The organism is Nocardioides sp. (genome assembly GCF_036267815.1).
Lineage (GTDB): Bacteria > Actinomycetota > Actinomycetes > Propionibacteriales > Nocardioidaceae > Nocardioides.
Genome location: NZ_DATAVI010000063.1, coordinates 153,935 through 176,752 on the forward strand (window position 1 = coordinate 153,935; position 22,818 = coordinate 176,752).

Genomic DNA, 22,818 nt, shown 5'->3' on the forward strand with positions numbered 1-22,818 from the left:
GATGACCTCGGACGGGGGCACCGAACCCCCGGGCATCGAACGCAGCGCCCTGCTCTTCGACGTGCTCCGCGACCCGACCGCGCCCGAGCCCGAGCGGATGACGGCCAGGGACGAGCTGGTCGCCTGGCACCTTCCGCTCGTGGAGCACTGCGCTCGCCGCTTCCGCAACCGCGGCGAACCCCACGAGGATCTCGTCCAGGTCGGCACCATCGGGCTGATCAAGGCGATCGACCGCTTCGACCTCGAGCGCGGCGTGGAGTTCTCGACGTACGCGACTCCGACGATCATCGGCGAGATCAAGCGCCACTTCCGCGACAAGGGCTGGGCGATCCGAGTGCCCCGGCGCCTCCAGGAGCTGCGGATGCAGATCACCAGCACGACCGCGGACATGACCCAGCTCCTCGGCCGCTCACCGACGCCGCGCGAGCTGGCCGAGTCGATCGGGTGCTCGCTGGAGGAGGTCGTGGAGGGCATCGAGTCGAGCAACGCCTACTCGACGCTGAGCCTGGACGCCGCCGACGACGGTGCCGAGGAGGGCGGGGCCACGATCTTGGAGATGATCGGCCTGGACGACGCAGGCCTCGAGCACATCGAGATCCGCGAGTCGATCAAGCCGCTGCTGGAGGCCTTGCCGAGCCGGGAGAAGCAGATCCTGCTGCTGCGCTTCTTCAGGAACCGGACCCAGTCTCAGATCGCCACCGAGATCGGCGTCAGCCAGATGCACGTCTCCCGCCTGCTCAGCCGCACCCTGGAGCAGCTCCGGACGTCGTACCAGGATCGAGGCTGACCCCAGCACGTCGGTGACACCGGGCCCCATGAGGAGCCCGAGGCGGGCGCAGTCACAGCAGCCCCACGCACCCCACCTACCAGGGGCTGTTGGCACTTCTTGGGGGTTGCAGCGGCCAGGAAGTGCCAAATCCCCCGCTTCAGCGGGGGATTTGGCAGAGCATGTGGCAGAGCACGAAACAGGGCTGGGGGCAGGGGGCAGGCGGTCAGCGGTCGGCGGGGCGGTCGCCGAGGGCGGCCATGCTGGCCGGGTGGAGGATGCCGGCGAGCACCACCAGCCCCACGACGCCCAGGAGCACCGAGACCCAGGTCGTCGAGCCTCCGGCGAAGCTCCAGGCCAGGCCCAGGGCCATGATCTGCGCCACTACGACCGGGCTGCGGGCCCAGGTGCGCCCCTGGGCGAGGTACCACGCGCCGGCGACCAGCCCGGCTCCGAGCGCGGCGAAGAAGACCGCCGTCGTGACCCCCATCGTGAGCCGGTCGGAGTGCACGCTGGCGGCCTCCAGGACGGCGTAGACCAGCACCAGGACCCCTTCCACGGCGGTCAGGCCGGCGGCCACCACCAGGGGTGGGGGCACGCGATGGCCGTGGGCGTCCTGCACGGTCGTCAGAGTACGACGCGACCAGGTGGGTACCGAGGGGCGGACGTGGGCTCGACCGATGTCCGGGCCTGTGACAAAACTGACCGGCCGAAAGGGTTGTCTCCCGATGCAATTCTTGTCAGTGTGGTGGAGCGCTCGTGAATGCATTCACATCCGAGCGTCCGTGACCACCCCCCGATGATGCACCCCGTGTGAAAGTGAGTTCTGCGACAGCCATGGATTGGCGCGACCGCTCTGCCTGCCTCGACGAGGACCCGGAGCTGTTCTTCCCCATCGGCAACACCGGACCGGCCATCCTCCAGATCGAGGAGGCCAAACAGGTGTGCCGACGATGTGAGGTGCGCGAGCAGTGCCTCCAATGGGCGCTCGAGGCCGGTCAGGACCACGGTGTGTGGGGTGGCCTCAGCGAGGACGAGCGCCGCGCGCTCAAGCGTCGCAGCTCGCGGGCCCGGGTCCGCACCGCCTGACCGAGGTCCGGCGCGGGCTCCTCAGCCCCCGTCCAGCGGTACGTCGACCACGGCCCGCGCGCCGTGGTCCGGCCCGGCCCGGAGCTCGAGCAGCCCTCCCAGCTCGGACTCCACCAGCGTCCGCACGATCGTCAACCCCAAGTTGACGGAGGTGTCGAGGTCGAAGTCGGCGGGCAGACCGGCGCCGTCGTCGTCGACGGTGACCCGGAGCCGCCCCGCGAGGCGCTCGGTCTCGATGGTGATCGTGCCCGGGCTGGCGTCGGGATAGCCGTGCTCGACGGCGTTCTGGAGCAGCTCGGTGAGCACCATCGCCAGCGCGGTCGCCGTCTCGTTGGCCACCAGCCCGAACGACCCGAGCCGGCGTACGACGGGCCGGTCGCCGTCCCCCTCGGGCGCGGCACCGACCTCGGTGACCATCGACCCCAACCGGTCGGCGATCTCGTCGAAGGCGACCTCGTCGAGGACCTCCTGGCTGAGCGTCTCGTGCACGATCGCGATCGACCCGACGCGCCGGACCGCCTCCTCCAGGGCCGCGCGGGCCTCCGCCGACCCGATCCGGCGCGCCTGGAGACGCAGCAGCGCCGCCACGGTCTGGAGGTTGTTCTTCACCCGGTGGTGGATCTCGCGGATGGTGGCGTCCTTGGTGACCAGCTCCCGGTCGCGACGACGCAGGTCGGTCACGTCGCGCAGGAGCACGAGCGCCCCCAGGTGCTGCCCGCGCGAGCGCAGCGGGATCGCCCTCACGATCAAGGCGACCTGGGCGTCGCCGACCTCGGTGTCCAGATGCGCACGCCCCCCGAGTACCGCGCTCAGGGTCTCCTCGTCGGGACGCCGCCGCGGGGGCACCAGCTCGCGGGTGACCTCCGCCAGCCCGTGTCCCTCCAGGTCACCGGACCAGCCGAGCCGGCGGTAGACCGAGACCGCGTTCGGGCTCGCGTAGGTCACGCGGCCGCGCTCGTCGACCCGCACGAACCCGTCGCCGACCCGGGGGGAGTCGGCGTGGTCGCTGCGCTGGCCCTCCGCCGGGAAGTCACCGGCGGCGATCATCGAGGTCAGGTCCGCGGCACTCTGGAGGTAGGACAGCTCCAGCCGGCTCGGAGTGCGCACCCCGAGCAGGTTGGTGTTGCGCGCGACCACCGCGACCACCCGCCCAGCCCGCGGCACCGGGATGGTCTCCACCCGCACCGGGACGTCGTCGCGCCACTCGGGGTCGCCCTCGCGCACCAGCCGACCGTCGGCGTAGGCACGGTCGAGGAGGGAACGCCGGCCGACCGGGACGAAGCTGCCGACGATGTCGTCGACGTATGCCGTGGGGCCGGTCGTCGGACGCATCTGAGCGGCCGCCCAGAAGCCCTCGCCGCCCCGGTCGGGCAGCCAGAGCACCAGGTCGGCGAAGGAGAGGTCGGCGATGATCTGCCAGTCGGCCATCAGCCGCTGGAGGAGGTCGACGTCCTCCTCGCCGAGGTCGGTGTGGCTGTGGACCAGCTCCAGCAGGGACGGCACCGACCCAGCGTAGGACGCCCGGGACGTCGGGCGGTGCCGTGCCCGGGGCCGTGCTCGGGGCCAGGGCTGGAGGGACGTGCGCGGTGGGCCACCGTAGCGACGACTGGCAGGATGGGCGCATGTCATCGGGGTACTGGCACGACGTCGCCTCCACCGCGATGGAGGTTCCCCGCGACCGTCCACTGGTCGACCTGACCGCCGAGCTGACCACCATGCTCGGCTCGACCGACCCGGTGGAGCGCGACGAGACCGCCTACCCGATCCTCGCCACCTGGATCGCCGCGGGGGTCTACGACGACCTGCTCCCCGGGCTCGGAGACGGCATGGCGGCCGGTCTGACCCAGGGGCTGGGCGAGTCGGGGACCGACTCGGTCTTCCGCCGCAGCTTCTCGGTCCTGGTGCTCGCCGAGTGCATCCGTCGCGACAACGCCGAGTCCCTCCTGCCGACGGGCAAGGTCTTGGAGTGGGGTGACCGTGTCGCGGGCTGGCTGGTCCGCGAGCGCGACGTGCGCGGCTTCGTCCCGGGCCGCGGCTGGGCGCACGCCGTGGCGCACGGCGCCGACGCCGTCGGCACGCTGGCCGGCTCGTCCCACTTCGGCCTCACCGAGCTGACGGTGCTCCTCGACGTCGTCGCCGACCGCGTGCTCGCGCCCAGCCCGCCGTTGACCAGCGGAGAGCCCGACCGGCTGGCCGCGGCCACCATGGCTGTCCTCCGCCGGCGGCTGGTGCCGCTGCGCATCCTGGAGCCCTGGGTCGCGCGGGTCTCGGCCGGGGCCACCGCGGTCGGTCCGCCGGACACCGATCCCTACCTCGTCACCGGCAACCCCGAGGCGTTCCTGCGCGCGCTGCACCTCCAGGTGGCGCTGGCTCCGGAGCCGATCGACGTCCGCGCCGACCTCCTGCTGGAGCTCGTGGGTGCCCTGCGCGTGACCAATGCCGCCTACCTCGGGGCCCGCTGACCCGGCGGCGACGGCTCTGACCAGGCCCTGGTGACCCGCCGGTAACCTGCGGTCATGAGCGCATCCGACTCCCCCACCGACTCCCCCACCGAGTCACCCGCCGGGTCGCCCGCCTCCGTGCCACCTGGCACGGTCCGCGGACATGCCGGCGAGGTCGCCGTCGCGGTGGCGCGGGCCCACGGGGTCCAGACGCTGTTCACGCTCTCGGGAGCCCACGTCTTCCCGATGTACGACGGAGCGGTCAGGGCGAAGCCGCCCCTGCGGATCCTCGACGTCCGGCACGAGCAGACCGCAGCCTTCGCGGCCGAGGCGACCGGCAAGCTGACCCGCGTGCCTGGCCTGGCGGTGCTGACCGCCGGACCCGGTGTCACCAACGGCGTGAGCGCCGTCGCCCAGGCGCAGTTCGCCGGGTCGCCGATGGTGGTCGTCGGAGGTCGCGCGCCCCAGAGCCGCTGGGGCAGCGGCAGCCTGCAAGAGCTCGACCAGCCACCCATCCTGGCCTCGATCACCAAGAGCGCGCGCACGATCCCGACGGCCGCCGAGGTGGCCGGTGGCTTCGACGAGGCGTTCCGTCTCGCCGGCGCACCCCATCGCGGCCCGGTCTTCGTCGACGTGCCGATGGACCAGCTCTTCGACCAGGCCGAGGCGGTGGTGCCGGACGGCAGCCGCGACCGAGGTCAGCGACCGGACCCCGAGGAGGTCGACCGCATCGCACGGCTGCTCGCGGGTGCGCAGCGTCCGGTGCTCGTGCTCGGCACCGATGTGTGGGCCGACGGCGCCGAGCACGCGGCACTCGAGCTCGTCGAGGCGGCCGGCCTGCCCGCGATCACCAACGGCATGGGGCGCGGGGTCGTCCCCGGCGGTCACCCGCTGCTGGTCACCAAGGCGCGGAGCCGCGCGCTGGGCGGCGCCGACCTGGTCGTCGTGGTCGGCACCCCCCTCGACTTCCGACTCGGGTACGGCGTCTTCGGCGGCAAGGAGGAGGGCAGCCGGCCTGCGCAGGTGGTCCACGTCGCCGACTCGCCGGGCCAGCTCGCGCAGCACGCCGAGCTCGCGGGCTCCGTCTCGGGCGACCTCACCGCAGTCCTGCGCGGGTTGCTCTCCGGTCTCGACGGAGCCGACCTCTCGGTATGGAGCGGCTGGGTGGCCGACCTCCGGGCGGCGGTCCGCGAGGCCACCGCTCGAGACGCCGAGCTGCTCGGCGCCGAGGCCGACCCGATCCACCCCGCCCGGATCTACGGAGAGCTCGTCGGCCGCCTGGCCGACGACGCGGTGGTCATCGGCGACGGCGGCGACTTCGTCAGCTTCGCCGGCAAGTACGTCGAGCCGAAGCGGCCCGGCGGGTGGCTGGACCCCGGGCCCTACGGGTGCCTCGGCGCGGGCCTGGGCGCGGCGATCGCCGCGCGCCTGGCCCGGCCGTCGGCGCAGGTCGTCCTGCTGCTGGGGGACGGCGCCGCGGGCTTCTCCCTGATGGACGTCGACACCCTGGTCCGCCATCGGCTCCCGGTGGTGATGGTGATGGGCAACAACTCGGCCTGGGGCCTGGAGAAGGGCCCGATGCAGTTGATCTACGGCTACGACGTCGCGGCCGACCTCGGCGAGCAGACGAGGTACGACGAGGTGGTCAGGGCCCTGGGCGGCGCCGGGGAGACGGTCACGGACCCGCGCGGGATCGGGCCTGCCCTCGACCGCGCCCTCGCCGCCGACGCGCCGTACCTCGTCAACGTGATCACCGACGTCGCCGCGGCGTACCCGCGGAGCACCTACGGCGTGTGAGGAGGACGGCGGTGCGCACCAGAAGGGCCCGGCCCGGCGACCTCGAGAGCGTCGGCGAGGTCACCGTCGCCGCGTACGCCGAGTTCGCCGGGGGCAACACCGCGGGATACGTCCGCCACCTGCGCGACGCCGCCACCCGCGACCGCGAGGCGGAGCTGTGGGTCGCGACGCCCGACGACACCGAGGAGATCCTCGGCACCGTGACGATCACGCCGCCCGGCTCCCCGTGGCGGGAGGTCTCGCGCGACGGCGAGGGCGAGTTCCGGATGCTGGCGGTGTCCCCGCAGGCGCGGGGCACCGGCGTGGGAGCCACCCTGGTGGACCTCGTCGTCGAGCGCTTCCGCACCGACGGCGCCACCGCGGTCGTGATGTCGACCCTCGCCGCGATGCAGTCCGCCCAGCGGATCTACCGCCGGGCCGGGTTCGTCCGCGACCCGGACCGAGACTGGTCGCCGGCGCCGGGGATCGACCTGGTCACCTACCGGCTCGACCTGGGAGCGACACCGTGAGCGAGGCGACCCTGCGGTTCACCGTCACCGAGGCCGACACCGCCGAGGCGCTGGGCTCCGGCACCCTGCCGGTGCTGGCCACCCCGCGCCTGCTCGCGTGGTGCGAGGCGACGACGTGCGCGGCCATCGAGCCCGGGCTCGGGGCCGGCGAGACCTCGGTCGGCACCCGGGTGAGCCTCGAGCACACCCGCGGCAGCCGGGTCGGCGCGGGGCTCGAGCTGGCGGCCACGGAGGTCTTCACCGACGGCCGGCTCCACCGCTTCGCCGTCGTGGCTCGAGAGGCGGACGCGGGCCCGGTCGTGGCGACGGGAGAGGTGACGCGGGTCGTCGTGGACGCCGAGCGCTTCCTGGGCCGACTCTGACGCCGGACGGGTCGCGCGCCCGCGACCGCGCCGCACCGCGCCACCCCGCGGTCGCAGGCACACGACCCGTCGATTTCCCGCACGCGGAGGACTCCTGGGAGGATGGGGGCCTCAGGACCAGGAGGACACCATGGGCAAGACCGGACGCAAGCGTCGCGGCCGCAAGAAGAAGGCCGCCAACCACGGCAAGCGCCCCAACGCGTAGGCGCTGCCAGACAGCCGGCCACACCTGGCCGAGCAGACAGCACCGAGCCCTCGACCATGGCGGTCGAGGGCTCTGCTGTCTCAGACGCTCTGCTGTCTCCAGGGCTGTGCTGTCAGCCTTCGGTGTAGGTCACCCGGATCTGCTGGATCTGCACCCGGACCCGCTGCCGCAGGCTGTCGGGCGCGTGCTCCATGCACGAGCGCGCGACGAGCGCCTTCACCGTCCGCTGGAGGTCGTAGCTCTGGAGGCACGGCGCGCACTCGTCGAGGTGCGCCTTGACCTCGGCGACGTCCACCGCATCGAGCTCGTTGTCGAGCAGGCACACGATGCGCTCGAGGAAGTTGGCACAGGTCTCGTCGTCGGTCTTCCCGCTCATCACTGCGAATCCCCCTCGGCACTGTCGGGCCCGACCGGCAGGAGGTCATGGGCACGGACGTAGTCCGAGAGCATGTCGCGCAGCTGACGTCGTCCGCGGTGCAGCCGAGACATCACGGTGCCGATCGGCGTCCCCATGATCTCAGCGATCTCCTTGTAGGCGAACCCCTCGACGTCGGCGAGGTAGACCGCCAGCCGGAACTCCTCGGGGAGGCGCTGGAGGGCCTCCTTCACCTCGGAGTCGGGGAGGTGCTCGAGCGCCTCGTTCTCCGCGGACTTCAGCCCCGAGGACGTGTGCGACTCGGCCCGCGCGAGCTGCCAGTCCTCGACGTCCTCCGACATCGACTGCTGCGGCTGGCGCTGCTTCTTGCGGTAGTTGTTGATGAAGGTGTTGGTCAGGATCCGGTACAGCCACGCCTTGAGGTTGGTGCCCGGCCGGAACTGGTGGAACGACGCGTAGGCCTTCGCGAAGGTCTCCTGCACCAGGTCCTCGGCGTCGGACGGGTTGCGCGTCATCCGCATCGCGGCGCCGTAGAGCTGGTCGAGGAACGGCAGGGCGTCGCGCTCGAAGCGGGCGACGCGGTCGGCCTCGCTCTCGGTCGTCACGTCGACCTCGGGGGCCTCCGGCGCCTGGTCGGCGCCGACGTCAGAGATGTCGGGGTGGTCAGTCATCGACTCCCACGATACCGGTGGGGTGGCACGATCCATCACAGCGAGCACACCCCCTGCAACAGCGGGCTCGGGTCACCGATTCCCGGTCACCTCGCGCACGAGCCATTCCAGCGTGACCTCCACGACCAGGTCGAGTGCCTCCTGCTGGGTCAGCGGGCCGCGCGCGGGCACCTTCAGACCGTGGTCGCCGGCGGGGACGACGGCCAGGTCGACGTCCTCGGGAAACTCCTCCGGCCGCCCCATCGGGTCACGCTCGCCCTGCACGACCAGCGTCGGCACCCCGGCGCCGGTGAGCTCGGCGACCCGCGACCTCTCCGGCCGACCCGGCGGGTGCAGCGGGAACGCCAGGGCGAGGCACCCCACGGCTCCCAGTGCGGTGGCGCTCCGGGCGGCGGACCTCGCCCCGGCCGACCGGCCCCCCACCACCAGGGGGGTGCGCGGACGCAGCGCGCGGACCGCCGCCCCGAGGCCGACGTCGAGCGTGGCCGGTGGCGACGCGATCGCCTTCCCGGCCACCCGCCACGGCTGCTCGAAGAGCGCCACCGAGACGCCGTGGCTCGGAAGGGCGGCCGCCAGCGCCGTGAGGTCGCGCGCCTCGACGCCGTTGCCCGCACCGTGGCTGAGCACCAGGGTCGCGGTCGCCTCACGCGCGGTGTGGAGGTCGAGCCGCCCGGCGCCGTACGGCGTGGGCACCGCGCGCGACCTCACGCGAGCGCGTCCTCGGCGGGCAGCGGCACGACCAGCTCCGGCCCGTTGTTGCGCACGTTGTTGACGTCGGTCGAGACCGGGAACGCCTCCAGCCGACCCGGCGCGGCCGGCACCAGCAGCGACAGCAGGTCGTCGCGCCGGGCGACGGTGGGATCCAGCCACTCCCCCCAGCGCTCGTGCTCGACCATCAGCGGCATCCGGTCGTGGATGTGGCCGACGGCGTCCTCGGCCTGGGTGGTCAGCACGGTGCAGGTCCAGCGGAAGCGGCCGGGGTCGTCCTCGGCGCGGTAGGGGTCGCGCCAGATCTCGTACAGCCCCGCCATCGCGAGCACCCCGCCGTCCTGCGGATGGATGTAGAACGGCTGCTTGAGCGGCCGGCCGCCCTTGCCCAGCACCTGGGTGGGGTACCACTCGAAGTAGCCGTCGGCGGGCAGGAGGCAGCGCCGCGCCGCGAAGGCGCGCTTGTAGGCCGGCTTCTCTGCGACGGTCTCCATCCGGGCGTTGATCATCCGGCTGCCGATCGCCGGGTCCTTCGCCCACGACGGGACGAGCCCCCAGGTGAGCACCCGCAGCTGACGCTGCGGCGGCTCGGGCCCCGGGGCCTCACGCGGCGACGGCGAGCGCTCCAGGACGGCGTACACCTGCTTGGTGGGGGCGACGTTGTAGTCAGCAGCCAGGGCCTCCTCGACCCGGTTGCCGCCGCCGACCGAGATCTCGAACTCCTCGACGAGGTCCTCCGGCTTCCGGCTCGACGCATAGCGACCGCACACGCGCCAACACTAGGACGCTTCACCGACGACGACGCCACCGCCGCCAGCCGAGCAGCTCGCCCGGCGGGGCCCCGCTGGCTCCTGGGGTCTAGCCGCTCGCCTGGTCGCGGGAGAGCTCGTCGAGCAGGCTCGAGGCCTGGTCGGCCACGAGCGGGAGGCTCTCGCCCCAGATGCGGACCCCGCCGTGGGCGCGCTCGCCCACCTCGAGCAGGCTCCGCAGCACCGCCATCCGGCGCGGCAGGTCCTCCCCGCGAGCCGCAAGCACCACGATGCGTCGCGGACCGATCCGGCAGAGCGTCTCGTCACCGGAGAAGACCGAGCGTGCGGACTCCCCGATCCGAGACATCCGCAGGTCCAGGCCGAAGACCTCGTCGGCGATCCCGGACAGCCGCGGCGAGGCGGCCTCCACGACGACGAGCGCATGGCGCTCGCGCAGCGGCACGCGGCCACGCGCGTCGCCGCGGTAGAGCTCGGTGAGCCGGCCGCGGAGGTGGGCCATGCTCGCCAGCCCGGTCAGCGGGTCGGCACACGAGAGCTGGTGCAGGTAGGCCAGCGTCGCCTCGCTCCAGCCCAGCGCCACCGCGCAGGCGTCGGTGAACGCCGGCTCGGTGCCGAGCACGAGGTCGTAGGTGGTGCGCAGGTCGGCGAGGGTCTCCTCCAAGGAGACGCCCTGGCTGCCCTGGAGCCGCCCGACGACCTCACAGGCGTCGGTGGCGGTGTGGCCGGCGATCAGAGCCTCGCCCACGGCCTCGAAACGATGGGGCAGGTCACCGTGGACCTGCTCGAGGAGCGCATCGACGGATGATGCGGAGGAAGGCTCGGGCACCATCTTGTCCCGAAACGCCCAAAACCCCATGACGCCTCCCTCCGCATCTTCGTCCAGCGCTCTCCGCCTATGAGACGGGGACCCGGACCAAGGATGATGCCGAAATTGGGGATAAATCCGGCCGACCCGCTCATACTTCTGTCCTAACCCCCGTTTTTACCCGTTGGAGTTCGTGTGAGCGTCTCGCTGCCGGTCGACGGACCCGGCGACGCCGAGCTCATCTCCGCGGTGCGCGGCGGCGACGTCGACGCCTACGGCGAGCTGTTCGCCCGGCACGTCGACTCCGCCCGTCGCCTGGCCCGCCAGCTCGCCGGGCACGCCGACGCCGACGACCTCGTCTCCGACGCGTTCACCAAGGTGCTCACGGTCCTCCAGCGCGGTGGCGGCCCCGATCTGGCCTTCCGCGCCTACCTGCTGACCGCGGTCCGCCGTCTCCACGTCGACAAGATCCGCTCCGGCAGCCGTCTTCGTCCCGTCGACGACCTCACGCCGTTCGATCCCGGCCTGCCCTTCCAGGACACCGCCGTGGAGGGCTTCGAGAACGCGGCCGCGGCGAAGGCGTTCGCCTCCCTGCCGGAGCGCTGGCAGATGGTGCTGTGGCACACCGAGGTCGAGCAGCAGAAGCCGGCCGACATCGCGCCGCTGCTCGGGATGAGCGCCAACTCGGTCTCGGCCCTGGCCTACCGTGCCCGAGAGGGCCTGCGGCAGGCGTTCTTGAGCCAGCACGCGACCGATCCCGACGACGTGGACTGCGCGTGGACGCGCGACCACCTCGGCGCCTACATCCGCTCCGGCCTCTCGCGCCGTGACGCGGCGCGGGTCGACGACCACCTCGCCTCGTGCCGGGCCTGCGCGGCGGTCTACCTCGAGCTCACCGAGGTCAACTCCGGACTCGCGGGAATCCTCGCGCCCCTGCTCCTGGGCAGCGCCGGAACCGCCTACGTCTCCTCGGGCAGCGGTGGGTCGGGCCTGCTGTCGACGAGCTTCAGCGCCGCCAAGACCTGGGCGGCCGCCCACGCCTCCCTCACCGCGATCGGCGGGATGCTGGTCACCGCGACCGCGGTCGCCTCGATCTACGGCGCCGCTCACCTGCACACCCGCGACGCGGCCGACCTCGGGTCGCCGCCGGCGCCGCACCACGGCACGGCGGCCACGGGCGGGCCGGGCCAGGGTGGTCACCACCAGGGCAACCGGGGCCCGGGCGGCAGCTCGAAGGGACCCGGGTCGGGCGACAGCTCGGCACCCACCGGTGGGCCGACCAGCGGCGTTCCGGGCTCGACGGACTCCTCCAGCGCGCCCGACGAGGCCACGAGCGCTCCGACCGAGCCCGGGGGCACCAGTGACGGGCCCAGCGACGGGGGCACCGACTCGACCGGGCCCTCCGGTGGCACCAGCGGCGGGCCGACGGACCCGACCAGCGGCCCGACCGACCCGACGAGCGGTCCGACCGGCCCGAGCGGAGGCGGATCGGTGGCCTTCACCTCGACGCCGCCGGCCAACCCGAAGTTCGGCGACACCTACCGCCCGCGTGCCTCCGGCGGCTCCGGCAACCAGATCGTGTTCTCGGTCGACCAGGCGACCACCAACAACGCCTGCTCGATCAACGGCGCCGGCACGACGGTCACCTTCGACCACGCCGGCAAGTGCGTGCTCCAGGCGCACGAGGACTCCCGGCAGCGGTCCGGCAACGGCGCGACGCGCGGCTCGCACGACGCCGTGCAGAAGATCCACGTCGCCAAGGAAGACCAGCGGATCACGCTGTCCTCCGCTCCCGACGACGCTGCGGTGAGCGGGCCGTCGTACCACGTGACGGCCGAGGGCGGCGGCTCCGGCAACGACGTCGTCATCTCGACCGGCACCTCCGGGGTCTGCACGGTCTCCGGGGCGAGGGTGTCGTTCGACCACGTCGGTGACTGCACGGTCACCGCGGACCAGGCCGGCAACAACGACTACCACCCCGCCTCGACCCGGGCCCAGACCTTCACGGTCCACCAGGGCACGCCGACCGTGTCGTTCGGTCAGGCGCCGACGGCGCCGGCGTTCGGCGACACCTACTCGCTGGAGGTCAGCAGCGACTCCGGCGGCACCGTCGCGGTGTCGGTCTCCTCGCAGACCACCGACAGCGCGTGCAGCCTGAACGACGTCACCTCGGTGGTCACCTTCCACCACGCCGGCGCCTGCGTCATCGAGGCGCACGTCGCCGAGACAGCGGACTTCACCGCGGACACCGTCACTCAGACGGTGAGCGTCCCGCAGGCCGCGCAGCAGGTCACGTTCACCTCGAAGGCGCCCACGAACCCCGCCTTCGGCGACAGCTACACCGTGACCGCGACCAGTGACTCGGGCGGACCGATCGACTTCTTCGTCGACTCCACCATCACCAGCGACGCCTGCACGGTGAGCGACGGCGACCCCACCGACACCAGCGCGACCGTGACCTTCCGCCACGCCGGCCCCTGTGCCATCGACGCGACCCAGGCCGGCACCTCCGACTACACCTCGGCCACGACGGCCCAGCCCCAGGAGACCAAGGTCCCCAAGGCGGAGCAGGCGGTCGACTTCACCGTGAGCCAGGGCGACCGGGTCGTCGACGGCACCGCCACGCTGACCGCGACCTCCACCGGCGACTCCGGCAACCAGGTGACCTTCAAGACGTCGACCCCCGATGTCTGCACGGTCTCGGGCACCACGGTGAGCTTCCAGCACGCGACGTCGTGCAGCATCGAGGCCGACCAGGCCGGCAACGGCGACTACGACGCCGCCACCCCGGTCACCCATGCCGTCGATGTCGGCAGGGGCACTCCCGACATCACCTTCACCACGACGCCGCCGGCCGACCCGGTGGTCGGCACCACGCCGTACCCCGTCGCCGCCACCAGCAGCACCGGTGAGACCGTGACCTTCCGGGTCGACGGCGACGGCACCGCCTGCGCCCTGTCGGGCGACGACACCGTGGTCATCCACCACGTCGGCACCTGCGTCGTCACCGCGCACACCCACGGCGACGCCGACTACCTGCCGGCGACCAGCACCCAGCAGTTCACCGTCGGCCAGGGCACCGCGACCATCACCTTCACCACCCCGCCCGCCAACGCGGTGGTCGGTGGCACGCCGTACGCCCTGGTCGCGACCAGCGACTCCGGCGAGACCGTCTTCCTCAGCGCCGACGCCACCAAGACCACCAACAGCGCCTGCGAGATCACCCACCCCGACAACGGCGCCGCAACCGTGCTCTTCCACCACGCCGGCACGTGCGCGGTCACCGCGCACACGAACGGCGACGCCGACTACCTGCCGGCCACCAGCACCCAGCAGCTCGCCGTCGGCCAGGGCAGCCAGGCCATCACCTTCACCAGCACCCCGCCGGCGAGCCCGTCGTTCAAGGACACCTACGTCCTGTCCGCCACGGGCGGGAGGTCCGGCAACCCGGTCACCTTCACCTCCACCACCACCGGGGTGTGCGCCCTGAGCGGCTCGACCGTCACCTTCCTGCACGCCGGCTCCTGTGTCGTGAACGCCGACCAGAGCGGCAGCGACGACTACGTCGCGGCCCCGCAGGCGGCGCAGACGATCGCGGTCCCGAAGGCCGCCCAGCAGGTGAGCTTCACCTCGACCCCGCCGTCGCCGGCCCTGGTCGGCGGCAAGGGCTACGCCGTCTCGGCGACCGGAGGCGCGTCGGGCAACCCGGTCACGTTCAGCTCCGGGAGCAGCAAGGTCTGCACCGTCGCCGGGTCCACGGTGACCTTCGTCAGCCCCGGCGCGTGCGTCGTGAACGCCGACCAGAGCGGCAGCAACGACTACGCGGCCGCCACCACCGCCTCGCAGACCTTCCAGGTGACTGCGCAGAACGACCTGACCCTGAGCGCGACCACCGATCACGGCTGGCTCTTCGGCGTGTTCGGGACCGTCGTGCACGTGCGCGTCACCGGCCTGGACCCCGGCGCCCACGCGACCCTGTCGATGTCCTCCGACGGGTCCGCGGTGTGGAGTCCCCAGGAGTGCTCCACGACGACGTCAGGTGTCACGACCTGCCCGGTGACGAGCACGCCGACCACCCTCAGCTTCCTGGGGTTCGCCCTGGTCCCCCAGGCGTCGCTGACCTTCACCGTCAGCTCCCCCGACAGCCAGGACAGCGACCCGAGCGACAACACGATCACGGTGCCGATCCGCAACCTCGACTGATGATCTGCCCCGGATCGGGGTAAGAAGGACCCATGACCGCGATCCGACTGCTCGCCCGGCCGATGCTTGCCTCGATGTTCGTCCTGGGTGGCGTCGACGCGCTGACCCATGCCGCCGCCAAGCTGCCCAAGGCGGAGAAGGTCACCGACCAGGTCCCGACCCTGGCCGAGCGGCTGGCGCCGGGGCTGCCCGTGCCGACCGACCCGGCCACGCTGGTGCGGATCAACGGCGGGGTGCAGGTACTGGCCGGGCTTGCGCTGGCCACCGGTCGCGCGCCTCGGCTCTCGTCGTTGGCGCTCGCCGCCTCGCTGGTCCCCACGACGTACGCCGGTCATCCCTTCTGGGAGGAGCAGGACAAGGCCGCGCGGGCGGCGCAGCGCATCCAGTTCTTCAAGAACGTCTCGATGCTCGGCGGCCTGCTGCTGGCCAGCGTCGACACCGAGGGCAAGCCCGGCGTCGCCTGGCGCGCGCGCCGTGCCGCCCGCGACGTACGGCGTGAGGCCCGGCAGCTCGCCAAGCAGGCCCGCACCGAGGCTCGGGTGGCTAGGGCACACCTGGGCTGAGCCGATGCTGGGTACGCTGCGGCGGTGACCAGTGCCGGGCTGCCGTGAGCGGGCGGTACGGCGAGCACGACCCCGAGCACTACGACCGGCCCCGTCGGCGCACCCGCCCCCGCACCAAGGAGCGCCCCCGCTACGACGACGCCGTGGCCGGCGTCGTCACCACCGTGGACCGGGGGCGCTTCACCCTCGAGGTCGACGGCGCCCGCGTCTGGGCGGTCAAGGCGCGCCCCCTGGGCCGCAAGGGCGTCGTCGTCGGGGACCGGGTCCGCGTCGTCGGCGACGTGTCCGGTGACGGCGGCGCCCTGGCTCGGATCGTGGAGGTGCAGGAGCGCACGACCGTGCTGCGCCGCACCGCCGACGACGACGATCCGGTGGAGCGGGTCGTCGTCGCCAACGCCGACCAGCTGGTCGTGGTGACCGCGCTGGCCGACCCCGAGCCGCGGCCGCGCCTCATCGACCGGGCCCTGGTAGCGGCGTTCGACGCGCGGATGAAGCCGCTGCTGTGCCTGACCAAGGCCGACCTGGCCGACCCGGAGACGCTCCTGGTGACCTACCGGTCCCTGGGCGTGCCCTGGGTGGTCACCCGCCGCGGTGCGGACCTGACAGAGCTCCGGGCCCGACTCGCCGGCCGGACCAGTGTCCTGATCGGACACAGCGGGGTCGGGAAGTCCACGCTGGTCAACGCCCTGGTGCCGGACGCCCGGCGCGAGACCGGCGACGTGAACGCCGTGACCGGTCGCGGTCGGCACACCTCGACGTCGGCGATCATGCTCGCCCTACCGGGCACGGGGGCGGGGCGCATCGTCGACACCCCGGGGATCCGCTCGTTCGGACTTGCCCACGTGCGTCCCGAGGACCTGATCGAGGCGTTCCCCGACCTCGACGAGATGACCGAGGACTGCCCTCGGGGATGCACCCACGGCGCCGACGAGCCCGAGTGCGGGCTGGACGAGGCGGTGGCCCGGGGCGAGGCCGACCCGGAGCGGGTGCAGTCGTTCCGGAGGCTGCTGGAGGCGCGCTCCGACTGAGCGGGCGGCGCGGCGTCAGCCCCAGACGCTGCGGGCCCCGGCGTCGCCGGTCATGAAGACGCTGACGAGCACGGCGACGGCTCCGGCCACCAGCAGCACCGAGACCGCCAGTCCCAGCGCGGTCGACCGTGTCTCGCGACCGCCTGCCCCCGAGACCAGCGGCGAGGGTCCGCCGAGCAGCCACGCCGCCAGGGCCGCCGGCACCAGGAAGGCCACGAGCAGCCAGCGCAGGATCCCGCCCCGGTGGGCGTGGACCGCGAGCTCCGGCAGCGACTGGAGGTGGCGCTGGTTCTCCAGGTCGTGCCCGGACCGGACGGCGATGACGCCGGCGACCGCCGCGACGAACGCCGAAGCGAGCAGGGGCCACCGCAGCAGCCAGCGCCACCGCGGGACGAGGGCGTAGGCGATGCCGCCGAGACCCGCGAGGGGCGCGAAGACGACGACGACATGGACGATCAGGGGGTGCAGCGGGAGACCGTTGAACTCCATGTCACAGGTATACGCCTCCACTCCGAGCGCGGTTCAGTCCCGCTCCTGACAGCTCCGGCGCAATAGCCTGTGCTCATGGCGTCCCCAGGTCACTCAGCGGCCGACTACACCGACGACCTCCGGCTCGCTCACGTGCTGGCGGACGACGCGGACTCACTCACGACCTCGCGCTTCAAGGCCCTCGACCTGCACGTGATGAGCAAGCCCGACCTGACTCCCGTCACCGACGCCGACCAGGCCGTCGAGGAGTCGATGCGGCGCACCCTGTCCCGGGTCCGCTCTCGCGACGCCATCACCGGGGAGGAGCAGGGCAGCTCGGGGCACAGTCAGCGGCGCTGGGTGATCGACCCGATCGACGGGACCAAGAACTTCGTGCGCGGCGTGCCCGTGTGGGCGACCTTGGTCGCCTTGGTGGTCGAGGACGAGGTCGTGCTGTCGGTGGTCTCGGCCCCCCAGCTCCAGCGTCGCTGGTGGGCCAGCTCGGGCAACGGCGCCTGGACCGGGCGCTCGCTGCTCAAGGCGACCCGCTGCACCGTCTCCGACGTACGCCGGCTCGAGGACGCCTCGCTGGCGTACTCGTCGCTGCAGGGCTGGGACGAGCGGGACCGGCTCGAGGACTTCCTCTCCCTGATGCGGCGCTGCTGGCGCACGCGCGCCTACGGAGACTTCTGGTCCTACATGCTGCTGGCCGAGGGCGCCGTCGACATCGCCGTAGAGCCGGAGCTCCAGCTCTACGACATGGCGGCGCTCGACGTGATCGTGCGCGAGGCCGGCGGCTCCTTCACGTCGCTGGACGGCACCGAGGGGCCGTTCGGCGGCAACGCCCTGGCCACCAACGGTCACCTGCACGACGCCGTGCTGTCGTTCCTCGGTTCTCTGCCCGACGACGACCACGACCCTGATGCTCCCCCGCGTGGACCGGGCTCGGTCCACGATCTGCTCTCGCGACGGACCCGCGGACAGGACTAGTCTGCGAAGGAACCGACCGACCCACCACCCAGGGACCCGCCCAGCGAGGAGTGGCCATGCGGATCAGCGAGGTTCTCTCCAACAAGCCCAGTCACGCGGTCGTCACCATCACCCCCGACGCCACCGTGCGCGACCTGCTCGCCATGCTCGCCGAGCACAACGTCGGCGCGGTCGTGGTCAGCGCCGGCGGGCAGGCGGTCGACGGCATCGTCAGCGAGCGCGACGTCGTCCGCCGCCTCAACGACGACGACGCCGTCCTGGACGGCCCGGTGAGCGCGATCATGACCAGCGACGTGCGGACCTGCGAGCCCGACACCCCGGTGGACGACCTGCGGGTGATGATGACCGAGCGTCGCATCCGCCACGTGCCGGTGGTCGAGTCCGGCCGGCTCACCGGAATCATCAGCATCGGCGACGTCGTGAAGTCGTCGCTGGACCAGCTCCGGTTCGAGCGCGACCAGCTCGACAGCTACGTCCACCAGACCTGAGCCCCCGCTGCCCGCCAGGACCCTAGGTCCAGCGGCTCCAGGTCGTCGATCGCCCGGCGTTCACCGGCTCGCCGAGCACGCGCGAGCGTCCGGCTCGGCCGAGGGAGGGCTGCCCTCCGAGGAGCAGCCACGCGGGCCCGGGGCTCGTCACCAGCCGTCGCTGGTGGAGCAGACCGGCCCACGGCCCCGGCGGCTCGAGCCCGATCGGCACCTCACCGACGTCGCGGGCTCCGAAGGAGACCAGGTCGGCCAGGAGCACGGGATACCCGCACACGGTGACCACGCAGCCGAGGCGGCCGGCCCCGGCGAGGCGAGCTCGCACCTGAACCCAGGCCGCGAAGCCGAGGTAGGGCTGCCGGGCGATCGACGAGGCCCGCTCGGACCACGAAGCCGAGGCGGCGGGCTCGAGCCCCCGGCCGAGCCGGATCACGAAGACACCCCCAGGACACGCGGCGAGAAGCGCGTCGTGGTCCAGCGAGTGCCACTGGGCGAGCGCCCGGACCGCCTCCTCGTCGTACAGCAGCGTGCCGCCGACCCGATCGGCCCGGCCGGCCAGCCCCGTCGAGAGGGCCCGACGTGACTGCTGAGGGCCGATCCCGGCGACGTCCTGGACGATCCGGCTGGCCTGGCGCGCGCTGATCACCATGAGCCGACGCTAGGCGTCACCACCGACACCACGCCGGTCGCGCGGGCCGACCACGGACGTCTGCCCGTAGGGTCGAGTCATGGACAAGCCCGAGATCGACTTCTACGACGGCCCGCCACCCACCGACCTGGAGATCAACGACCTCGTGGAGGGCGACGGCCCCGAGGCGACCGCCGGGTCGACGGTGCGCGTGCACTACGTCGGCGTGGCGCACTCCTCCGGCGAGGAGTTCGACGCGTCGTACAACCGTGGCGACCCGTTGCAGTTCCGGCTCGGGGTCGGCCAGGTGATCCAGGGCTGGGACACCGGGGTGCAGGGCATGAAGGTCGGCGGGCGCCGGCAGCTGGTGATCCCGCCCCACCTCGGGTACGGCGACCGCGGTGCCGGGGCGGCGATCAAGCCGGGCGAGACGCTGATCTTCGTCTGCGACCTGATCGCCGTCGACTGAGGCGCTTGACCTTGGAGTCGACTCCAAGGTTTACGGTCGTGGTGTGAGCCCGACCTACACCGTCTCCCAGCTGGCCGCGTCGGTCGGCAGCAGCGCCGACACGCTGCGCTACTACGAGAAGGCGGGGCTGCTCCCCGAGCCGCGGCGCAGCCCGGCCGGCTACCGGCAGTACGACGAGGCTGCTCGCGACCGGCTCACGTTCATCCGCGGAGCGCAGCGCCTCGGGCTCACCCTGGCCGACGTCCGCGACCTCCTGGCCGTGCGCGACACGGGCGAGTGCCCGTGCGAGCCCGCCGAGCAGCACCTGACCAGGCGCCTCGCCGAGGTGGACGCCGAGATCTCCCGGCTCGAGGTCCTCCGCGACCAGATGCGGACGATGCGCGACGGCATCGCGAGCGGAGCCTGCCCGGCGCCGGACCCCGAGACCACCTGGTGCGCCTGCCGGAAGGAGGTGAGCTCCATGTCCGACGAACAGCACGACTGCCCCTGCGGTCCCGACTGCCAGTGCACGCCCGGGTGCAGCTGCGGCTGCTGCTGACCCGCCCGACGGCTGAGGCCGCGTGGTTGAAGGCTGACCGGGCGCCTGCTGGGCGCCCGGCTCAGCCCACCACGACGCGGCGGCCGGCGCACTCCACGACGTCCCCGGCCACCAGCTGCCGCCCACGCCGGGTCTCGACGTCGCCGTTCACCCGGACCAGTCCGCGGGCGAGCAGGCCCTTCGCATCGGCGCCGGTGTCGACGAGGTCCGAGAGCTTGAGGAACTGCCCCAGCTTGATGGACTCGTCGCGCAGACCGACGGTCTCGCCCCCACTCATCGCAGCACCCCTGTCATCGCAGCATCACCGTCATCGCAGCATCACCGTCACCGCATGGATCACCAATCCCACCAGCCCTCCTACGATCGTCCCGTTGATCCGGATGAACTGGAGGTCCCGGCCCACGTGCAGCTCGATCCGGCGCGAGGCCTCCTTGCCGTCCCAGCGTTCCACGGTCTGGGTGATCACGGCGGTCAGCTCGGCGCCGTACCTCTCGACGGCGAACACCGCCACGTCGGCCGCGGCGCCGTCGATGCGACCACGCAGCGCGACATCCTCGCGCAGCCGGGCGCCGAACGCCGTCAGCTCGCCGACGAGCCGCGCGCGCACCGCCCCCTCCGGATCGCGGAGGGAGGCCTGGAGTGCGCGACGCAGGGCGTTCCACAGCGCCACCCCCGACTCGACGACCTGTGGCTGGTCCAGGAGCCGCTGCTTGAGCCGCTCCGTGCGCTCCTGGGTGACCTGGTCGTGCCGGAGGTCGTGGGCCAGCTGGGTCAGCAACGAGTCGACCGCGTGCCGCGCACGATGGTCGGGGTCGGCTCGGATCTCCGCGAGCCAGCTGACCAGCTCGCCGGTGACTCGCCGGGTGACGGCGTCGTTCAGACGGCCCGGCGCCCACCACGGGGCCCGCTGCTGGAGCACCTCCGCGACCGTCTCGGGGTGCTCCAGGAGCCAGCCGTAGAGCTCGTCGATGGCCAGGTCGAGCACGCCGTGGTGAACGCCGTCGCGCAGCGCCTCGGCCAGCAGCTCACCGGCCAGCGCGGCGATCGGCTCGTCGCGGAAGCGCGGGACGAGCGCCTCGGTCACCAGCGCGGAGACGTGCTCGTCGCGGACCCGCTCCAAGGCGATCGCGACGACGTCCGACACCTCGTCCACCACCCGGCGCACCTGACCGGGGTCAGCGAGCCACGTCCCCGCCCGCGCCGAGACCGCGGCCGCAGCGACCCGGTCGCGGACGATGCCCTCCTGGAGGAAGTTCTCGCCGACGAACTCCTCCAGCCCGCGGCCGAGCTCGTCCTTGCGCCGCGAGATCAGCGCCGTGTGTGGCACCGGGAGCCCGAGCGGATGCCGGAACAGCGCCGTGACGGCGAACCAGTCGGCGATGGCGCCGACCATCGACGCCTCCGCACCGGCGTTGACGAAGCCGAGGAAGCCGCCGTGGTCCAGGGTCAGCAGGTAGACCACGGCGGCGAGGATCAGCAAGGAGACCGCCAACGTACGCATCCGGCGCAGCCCACGCCTTCGCCGGGCGTCGGAGACCGGGTCGGGGGCGGTCATGCCGATCGCCTCGACCTTCGGCGGGGAGGTGGTCGTGGTCACCACTCGATTGTCCCTGACGCGGGGATGTCAGAATGCGCCCCATGCCGCGCACCGTGATCACCTTCGGCACGTTCGACGTGTTCCACGTCGGTCATCTGCGCGTGATCGAGCGGGCGGCCGCACTCGGCGACCGGCTGGTGGTCGGGGTCTCCGCCGACGCGTTGAACCTGCGCAAGAAGGGCCGCGAGCCGGTGTTCAACCAGCGTGAGCGCCTCGAGATCGTGGCCGCCCTGCGGATGGTCGACGAGGTGTTCGTCGAGGAGAGCCTGGAGCTCAAGCGCGAGTACATCGAGAGGTACGACGCGAACGTGCTCGTGATGGGCGACGACTGGCGGGGCCGGTTCGACGAGTTCGCCGACATCTGCGAGGTCGTCTACCTGCCGCGCACGCCGGCCATCTCCACCACCGCCCTGATCGAGAAGATCTCCTCCACCGGATGAGCCCCCACCCCACCCCGAGGGTCGCCCGCAGGCCGGGCCGCCGCGTGGCGTCGGGAGGTGTGGCCACCGCCTGCGTCGCGGCCCTGCTCACCTCCCTGCTCACCTCCCTGCTCGCCTCGCCGGTCGGGGCCGCCGCCCCAGGCTCACCGGCCATCGAGCGAGGGATCGACAGCGGACCGCCGTCTCGATTGTGACAATTCCGATATCGAGCCGTGACCGGATGTTTATTCGTGATCTTTTCGTGATGATTCCGTGACCCTTTTCGAGGCGTATTTCCCAGTCGGTACCCATTTGTTATCGGCTCGAGACGCCACAGCAATTGTCGGCTGGTTCTCTTGGGGTGGGGTCATGCCCGCGCCACCGCGCGCTCAGGCCCCGATGCACCCCTCGGCGAGGCATCGCCTCGGCCGTCTGCCAGCGAAAGGCTGAGTACATGAGACTGAAGACTCCGTTGGTCGCTCTCTCCTCGGTGGGGCTGCTCGCCCTGGCCGCGTGCGGCGGGAGCGGCGGAAGCTCGGGCCCCCCGGGCGCCAATCCCACGTTCAAGGGCGGCGACACCGGCAACGCGACTGATGCGTCGGCCAAGGGCCCGGTGACCATCCCCGGCGCCCAGAAGGGCGGCACCGTCACGGTGCTCACCCTCACCGGCCTGACCACCACGCTCGACCCCAGCGAGATCTACTACACCGACACCTCGTCGATCTTCAGCGGCCTGATCGGTCGCTCGCTGACCCAGTACAAGTACGACCCCAAGACCAAGAACATGGTGCTGGTCCCCGACCTGGCCACCAACCTGGGTACCCACAACGACAGCTACACGCAGTGGAAGTTCACGATCCGCTCGGGTGTGAAGTGGGCCGAGAACGGCCAGCCCGTCACCGCCAAGGACGTCGCCTTCGGGATGACGCGG

The 22,818-nt window shown here is 72.3% G+C and carries 27 protein-coding genes; 16 read left to right on the plus strand and 11 right to left on the minus strand.

Going from position 1 to position 22,818, the window contains the following annotated elements; translation table 11 throughout:
• Position 1 precedes the first annotated feature (1 nt).
• Positions 2–787, plus strand: a complete 786-nt coding sequence (locus VHW64_RS14140) for an RNA polymerase sigma factor SigF (protein ID WP_329651208.1) — start codon at positions 2–4, stop codon at positions 785–787.
• 205 nt (positions 788–992) lie between these two features.
• On the opposite strand, the gene VHW64_RS14145 is transcribed toward VHW64_RS14140, so the two are convergent.
• Positions 993–1,388 (minus strand): hypothetical protein, encoded by a 396-nt coding sequence (locus tag VHW64_RS14145; protein ID WP_329651209.1) that lies wholly within the window; start codon positions 1,386–1,388, stop codon positions 993–995.
• A gap of 215 nt (positions 1,389–1,603) precedes the next feature.
• On the opposite strand from VHW64_RS14145, the gene VHW64_RS14150 reads away from it, so the two are divergent.
• Positions 1,604–1,855 carry a WhiB family transcriptional regulator gene (locus tag VHW64_RS14150; RefSeq protein ID WP_329651210.1) on the plus strand — a complete coding sequence of 84 codons (252 nt, stop codon included), beginning with the start codon at positions 1,604–1,606 and terminating at the stop codon, positions 1,853–1,855.
• A gap of 21 nt (positions 1,856–1,876) precedes the next feature.
• Here VHW64_RS14150 and VHW64_RS14155 read toward each other — a convergent pair whose 3' ends face one another.
• Positions 1,877–3,358 carry a sensor histidine kinase gene (locus tag VHW64_RS14155; protein WP_329651211.1) on the minus strand — a complete coding sequence of 494 codons (1,482 nt, stop codon included), beginning with the start codon at positions 3,356–3,358 and terminating at the stop codon, positions 1,877–1,879.
• 119 nt (positions 3,359–3,477) lie between these two features.
• On the opposite strand from VHW64_RS14155, the gene VHW64_RS14160 reads away from it, so the two are divergent.
• The 5 genes from VHW64_RS14160 to VHW64_RS20330 all read left to right on the plus strand — a co-directional run bounded on the left by VHW64_RS14160 (position 3,478) and on the right by VHW64_RS20330 (position 7,169).
• The gene (locus VHW64_RS14160; RefSeq protein ID WP_329651212.1) at positions 3,478–4,317 is read left to right on the plus strand and encodes a DUF2785 domain-containing protein; all 840 of its coding nucleotides are present in this window, start codon (positions 3,478–3,480) and stop codon (positions 4,315–4,317) included.
• 54 nt (positions 4,318–4,371) lie between these two features.
• Entirely contained in the window at positions 4,372–6,093 is a 1,722-nt protein-coding gene (locus VHW64_RS14165; RefSeq protein ID WP_329651213.1) for an acetolactate synthase, read from the plus strand.
• A gap of 11 nt (positions 6,094–6,104) precedes the next feature.
• Entirely contained in the window at positions 6,105–6,602 is a 498-nt protein-coding gene (locus tag VHW64_RS14170; protein ID WP_329651214.1) for a GNAT family N-acetyltransferase, read from the plus strand.
• On the plus strand, positions 6,599–6,964 hold the full coding sequence (locus tag VHW64_RS14175) for a thioesterase family protein (protein ID WP_329651215.1): 366 nt from the start codon (positions 6,599–6,601) through the stop codon (positions 6,962–6,964). Before VHW64_RS14170 ends, VHW64_RS14175 begins: the two co-directional genes overlap by 4 nt.
• 130 nt (positions 6,965–7,094) lie before the next feature.
• A complete protein-coding gene (locus VHW64_RS20330) occupies positions 7,095–7,169 on the plus strand; it encodes a 50S ribosomal protein bL37 (RefSeq protein ID WP_396408713.1) in 75 nt (24 codons plus the stop codon).
• Between the two features lie 112 nt (positions 7,170–7,281).
• Here the strand turns inward: VHW64_RS20330 and rsrA are convergent, their stop codons facing one another.
• From rsrA to VHW64_RS14200, 5 genes are all read right to left on the minus strand, one after another.
• Positions 7,282–7,545 (minus strand): mycothiol system anti-sigma-R factor, encoded by a 264-nt coding sequence (gene rsrA, locus VHW64_RS14180; protein WP_329651216.1) that lies wholly within the window; start codon positions 7,543–7,545, stop codon positions 7,282–7,284.
• A complete protein-coding gene (locus tag VHW64_RS14185) occupies positions 7,545–8,216 on the minus strand; it encodes a sigma-70 family RNA polymerase sigma factor (RefSeq protein ID WP_329651217.1) in 672 nt (223 codons plus the stop codon). The genes rsrA and VHW64_RS14185 overlap by 1 nt, the downstream gene beginning before the upstream one ends.
• A gap of 72 nt (positions 8,217–8,288) precedes the next feature.
• Positions 8,289–8,924 (minus strand): alpha/beta family hydrolase, encoded by a 636-nt coding sequence (locus tag VHW64_RS14190; protein ID WP_329651218.1) that lies wholly within the window; start codon positions 8,922–8,924, stop codon positions 8,289–8,291.
• Positions 8,921–9,694: an SOS response-associated peptidase gene (locus VHW64_RS14195; RefSeq protein WP_329651219.1), complete on the minus strand. Its 774-nt coding sequence runs from the start codon at positions 9,692–9,694 to the stop codon at positions 8,921–8,923. Before VHW64_RS14195 ends, VHW64_RS14190 begins: the two co-directional genes overlap by 4 nt.
• Positions 9,695–9,782: 88 nt before the next feature.
• Positions 9,783–10,439 (minus strand): hypothetical protein, encoded by a 657-nt coding sequence (locus VHW64_RS14200; protein WP_329651220.1) that lies wholly within the window; start codon positions 10,437–10,439, stop codon positions 9,783–9,785.
• A gap of 255 nt (positions 10,440–10,694) precedes the next feature.
• On the opposite strand from VHW64_RS14200, the gene VHW64_RS14205 reads away from it, so the two are divergent.
• Genes VHW64_RS14205 through rsgA form a run of 3 tightly spaced genes read left to right on the plus strand, consistent with a single transcriptional unit; the run spans position 10,695 to position 16,293 of the window.
• Entirely contained in the window at positions 10,695–14,702 is a 4,008-nt protein-coding gene (locus VHW64_RS14205) for a sigma-70 family RNA polymerase sigma factor (RefSeq protein ID WP_329651221.1), read from the plus strand.
• Between the two features lie 32 nt (positions 14,703–14,734).
• Entirely contained in the window at positions 14,735–15,265 is a 531-nt protein-coding gene (locus VHW64_RS14210; RefSeq protein WP_329651222.1) for a DoxX family protein, read from the plus strand.
• A gap of 44 nt (positions 15,266–15,309) precedes the next feature.
• The gene (gene rsgA, locus VHW64_RS14215) at positions 15,310–16,293 is read left to right on the plus strand and encodes a ribosome small subunit-dependent GTPase A (RefSeq protein ID WP_329651223.1); all 984 of its coding nucleotides are present in this window, start codon (positions 15,310–15,312) and stop codon (positions 16,291–16,293) included.
• Positions 16,294–16,308: 15 nt separating this feature from the next.
• Here rsgA and VHW64_RS14220 read toward each other — a convergent pair whose 3' ends face one another.
• On the minus strand, positions 16,309–16,782 hold the full coding sequence (locus VHW64_RS14220; protein ID WP_329651224.1) for a DUF2231 domain-containing protein: 474 nt from the start codon (positions 16,780–16,782) through the stop codon (positions 16,309–16,311).
• A 75-nt stretch (positions 16,783–16,857) separates the two neighbouring features.
• On the opposite strand from VHW64_RS14220, the gene hisN reads away from it, so the two are divergent.
• Positions 16,858–17,751, plus strand: a complete 894-nt coding sequence (hisN, locus tag VHW64_RS14225) for a histidinol-phosphatase (protein WP_329651225.1) — start codon at positions 16,858–16,860, stop codon at positions 17,749–17,751.
• A gap of 56 nt (positions 17,752–17,807) precedes the next feature.
• On the plus strand, positions 17,808–18,239 hold the full coding sequence (locus VHW64_RS14230; RefSeq protein ID WP_329651226.1) for a CBS domain-containing protein: 432 nt from the start codon (positions 17,808–17,810) through the stop codon (positions 18,237–18,239).
• A 22-nt stretch (positions 18,240–18,261) separates the two neighbouring features.
• On the opposite strand, the gene VHW64_RS14235 is transcribed toward VHW64_RS14230, so the two are convergent.
• Positions 18,262–18,885 (minus strand): hypothetical protein, encoded by a 624-nt coding sequence (locus tag VHW64_RS14235; RefSeq protein ID WP_329651227.1) that lies wholly within the window; start codon positions 18,883–18,885, stop codon positions 18,262–18,264.
• A gap of 79 nt (positions 18,886–18,964) precedes the next feature.
• Here VHW64_RS14235 and VHW64_RS14240 point away from each other — a divergent pair, with 79 nt between their 5' ends.
• Together VHW64_RS14240 and VHW64_RS14245 are read left to right on the plus strand one after the other, a co-directional pair.
• Positions 18,965–19,333, plus strand: a complete 369-nt coding sequence (locus tag VHW64_RS14240) for an FKBP-type peptidyl-prolyl cis-trans isomerase (RefSeq protein WP_329651228.1) — start codon at positions 18,965–18,967, stop codon at positions 19,331–19,333.
• A gap of 43 nt (positions 19,334–19,376) precedes the next feature.
• Positions 19,377–19,871, plus strand: coding sequence for a heavy metal-responsive transcriptional regulator (locus tag VHW64_RS14245; RefSeq protein ID WP_329651229.1), 495 nt, complete (start codon positions 19,377–19,379; stop codon positions 19,869–19,871).
• 61 nt (positions 19,872–19,932) lie between these two features.
• On the opposite strand, the gene VHW64_RS14250 is transcribed toward VHW64_RS14245, so the two are convergent.
• Positions 19,933–20,148, minus strand: coding sequence for an RNA-binding S4 domain-containing protein (locus tag VHW64_RS14250; protein WP_329651230.1), 216 nt, complete (start codon positions 20,146–20,148; stop codon positions 19,933–19,935).
• A gap of 30 nt (positions 20,149–20,178) precedes the next feature.
• Entirely contained in the window at positions 20,179–21,468 is a 1,290-nt protein-coding gene (locus tag VHW64_RS14255) for a DUF445 domain-containing protein (RefSeq protein WP_329651231.1), read from the minus strand.
• 41 nt (positions 21,469–21,509) lie between these two features.
• On the opposite strand from VHW64_RS14255, the gene VHW64_RS14260 reads away from it, so the two are divergent.
• Together VHW64_RS14260 and VHW64_RS14265 are read left to right on the plus strand one after the other, a co-directional pair.
• A complete protein-coding gene (locus VHW64_RS14260) occupies positions 21,510–21,908 on the plus strand; it encodes an adenylyltransferase/cytidyltransferase family protein (protein WP_329651232.1) in 399 nt (132 codons plus the stop codon).
• A 433-nt stretch (positions 21,909–22,341) separates the two neighbouring features.
• Positions 22,342–22,818: ABC transporter substrate-binding protein (locus VHW64_RS14265; protein WP_329651233.1), on the plus strand; the 477-nt coding region annotated here is incomplete at its 3' end.

Coding starts and splice junctions, on each gene's coding strand:
- VHW64_RS14160 (WP_329651212.1), top strand. CDS start 3,478: ATGTCATCGGGGTACTGGCACGACGTCGCCTCCACCGCGATGGAGGTT.
- VHW64_RS14140 (WP_329651208.1), top strand. CDS start 2: ATGACCTCGGACGGGGGCACCGAACCCCCGGGCATCGAACGCAGCGCC.
- rsrA (WP_329651216.1), bottom strand. CDS start 7,545: ATGAGCGGGAAGACCGACGACGAGACCTGTGCCAACTTCCTCGAGCGC.
- VHW64_RS14220 (WP_329651224.1), bottom strand. CDS start 16,782: ATGGAGTTCAACGGTCTCCCGCTGCACCCCCTGATCGTCCATGTCGTC.
- VHW64_RS14165 (WP_329651213.1), top strand. CDS start 4,372: ATGAGCGCATCCGACTCCCCCACCGACTCCCCCACCGAGTCACCCGCC.
- VHW64_RS14210 (WP_329651222.1), top strand. CDS start 14,735: ATGACCGCGATCCGACTGCTCGCCCGGCCGATGCTTGCCTCGATGTTC.
- VHW64_RS14230 (WP_329651226.1), top strand. CDS start 17,808: ATGCGGATCAGCGAGGTTCTCTCCAACAAGCCCAGTCACGCGGTCGTC.
- hisN (WP_329651225.1), top strand. CDS start 16,858: ATGGCGTCCCCAGGTCACTCAGCGGCCGACTACACCGACGACCTCCGG.
- VHW64_RS14260 (WP_329651232.1), top strand. CDS start 21,510: ATGCCGCGCACCGTGATCACCTTCGGCACGTTCGACGTGTTCCACGTC.
- VHW64_RS14185 (WP_329651217.1), bottom strand. CDS start 8,216: ATGACTGACCACCCCGACATCTCTGACGTCGGCGCCGACCAGGCGCCG.
- VHW64_RS14240 (WP_329651228.1), top strand. CDS start 18,965: ATGGACAAGCCCGAGATCGACTTCTACGACGGCCCGCCACCCACCGAC.
- VHW64_RS14235 (WP_329651227.1), bottom strand. CDS start 18,885: ATGGTGATCAGCGCGCGCCAGGCCAGCCGGATCGTCCAGGACGTCGCC.
- VHW64_RS14250 (WP_329651230.1), bottom strand. CDS start 20,148: ATGAGTGGGGGCGAGACCGTCGGTCTGCGCGACGAGTCCATCAAGCTG.
- VHW64_RS14150 (WP_329651210.1), top strand. CDS start 1,604: ATGGATTGGCGCGACCGCTCTGCCTGCCTCGACGAGGACCCGGAGCTG.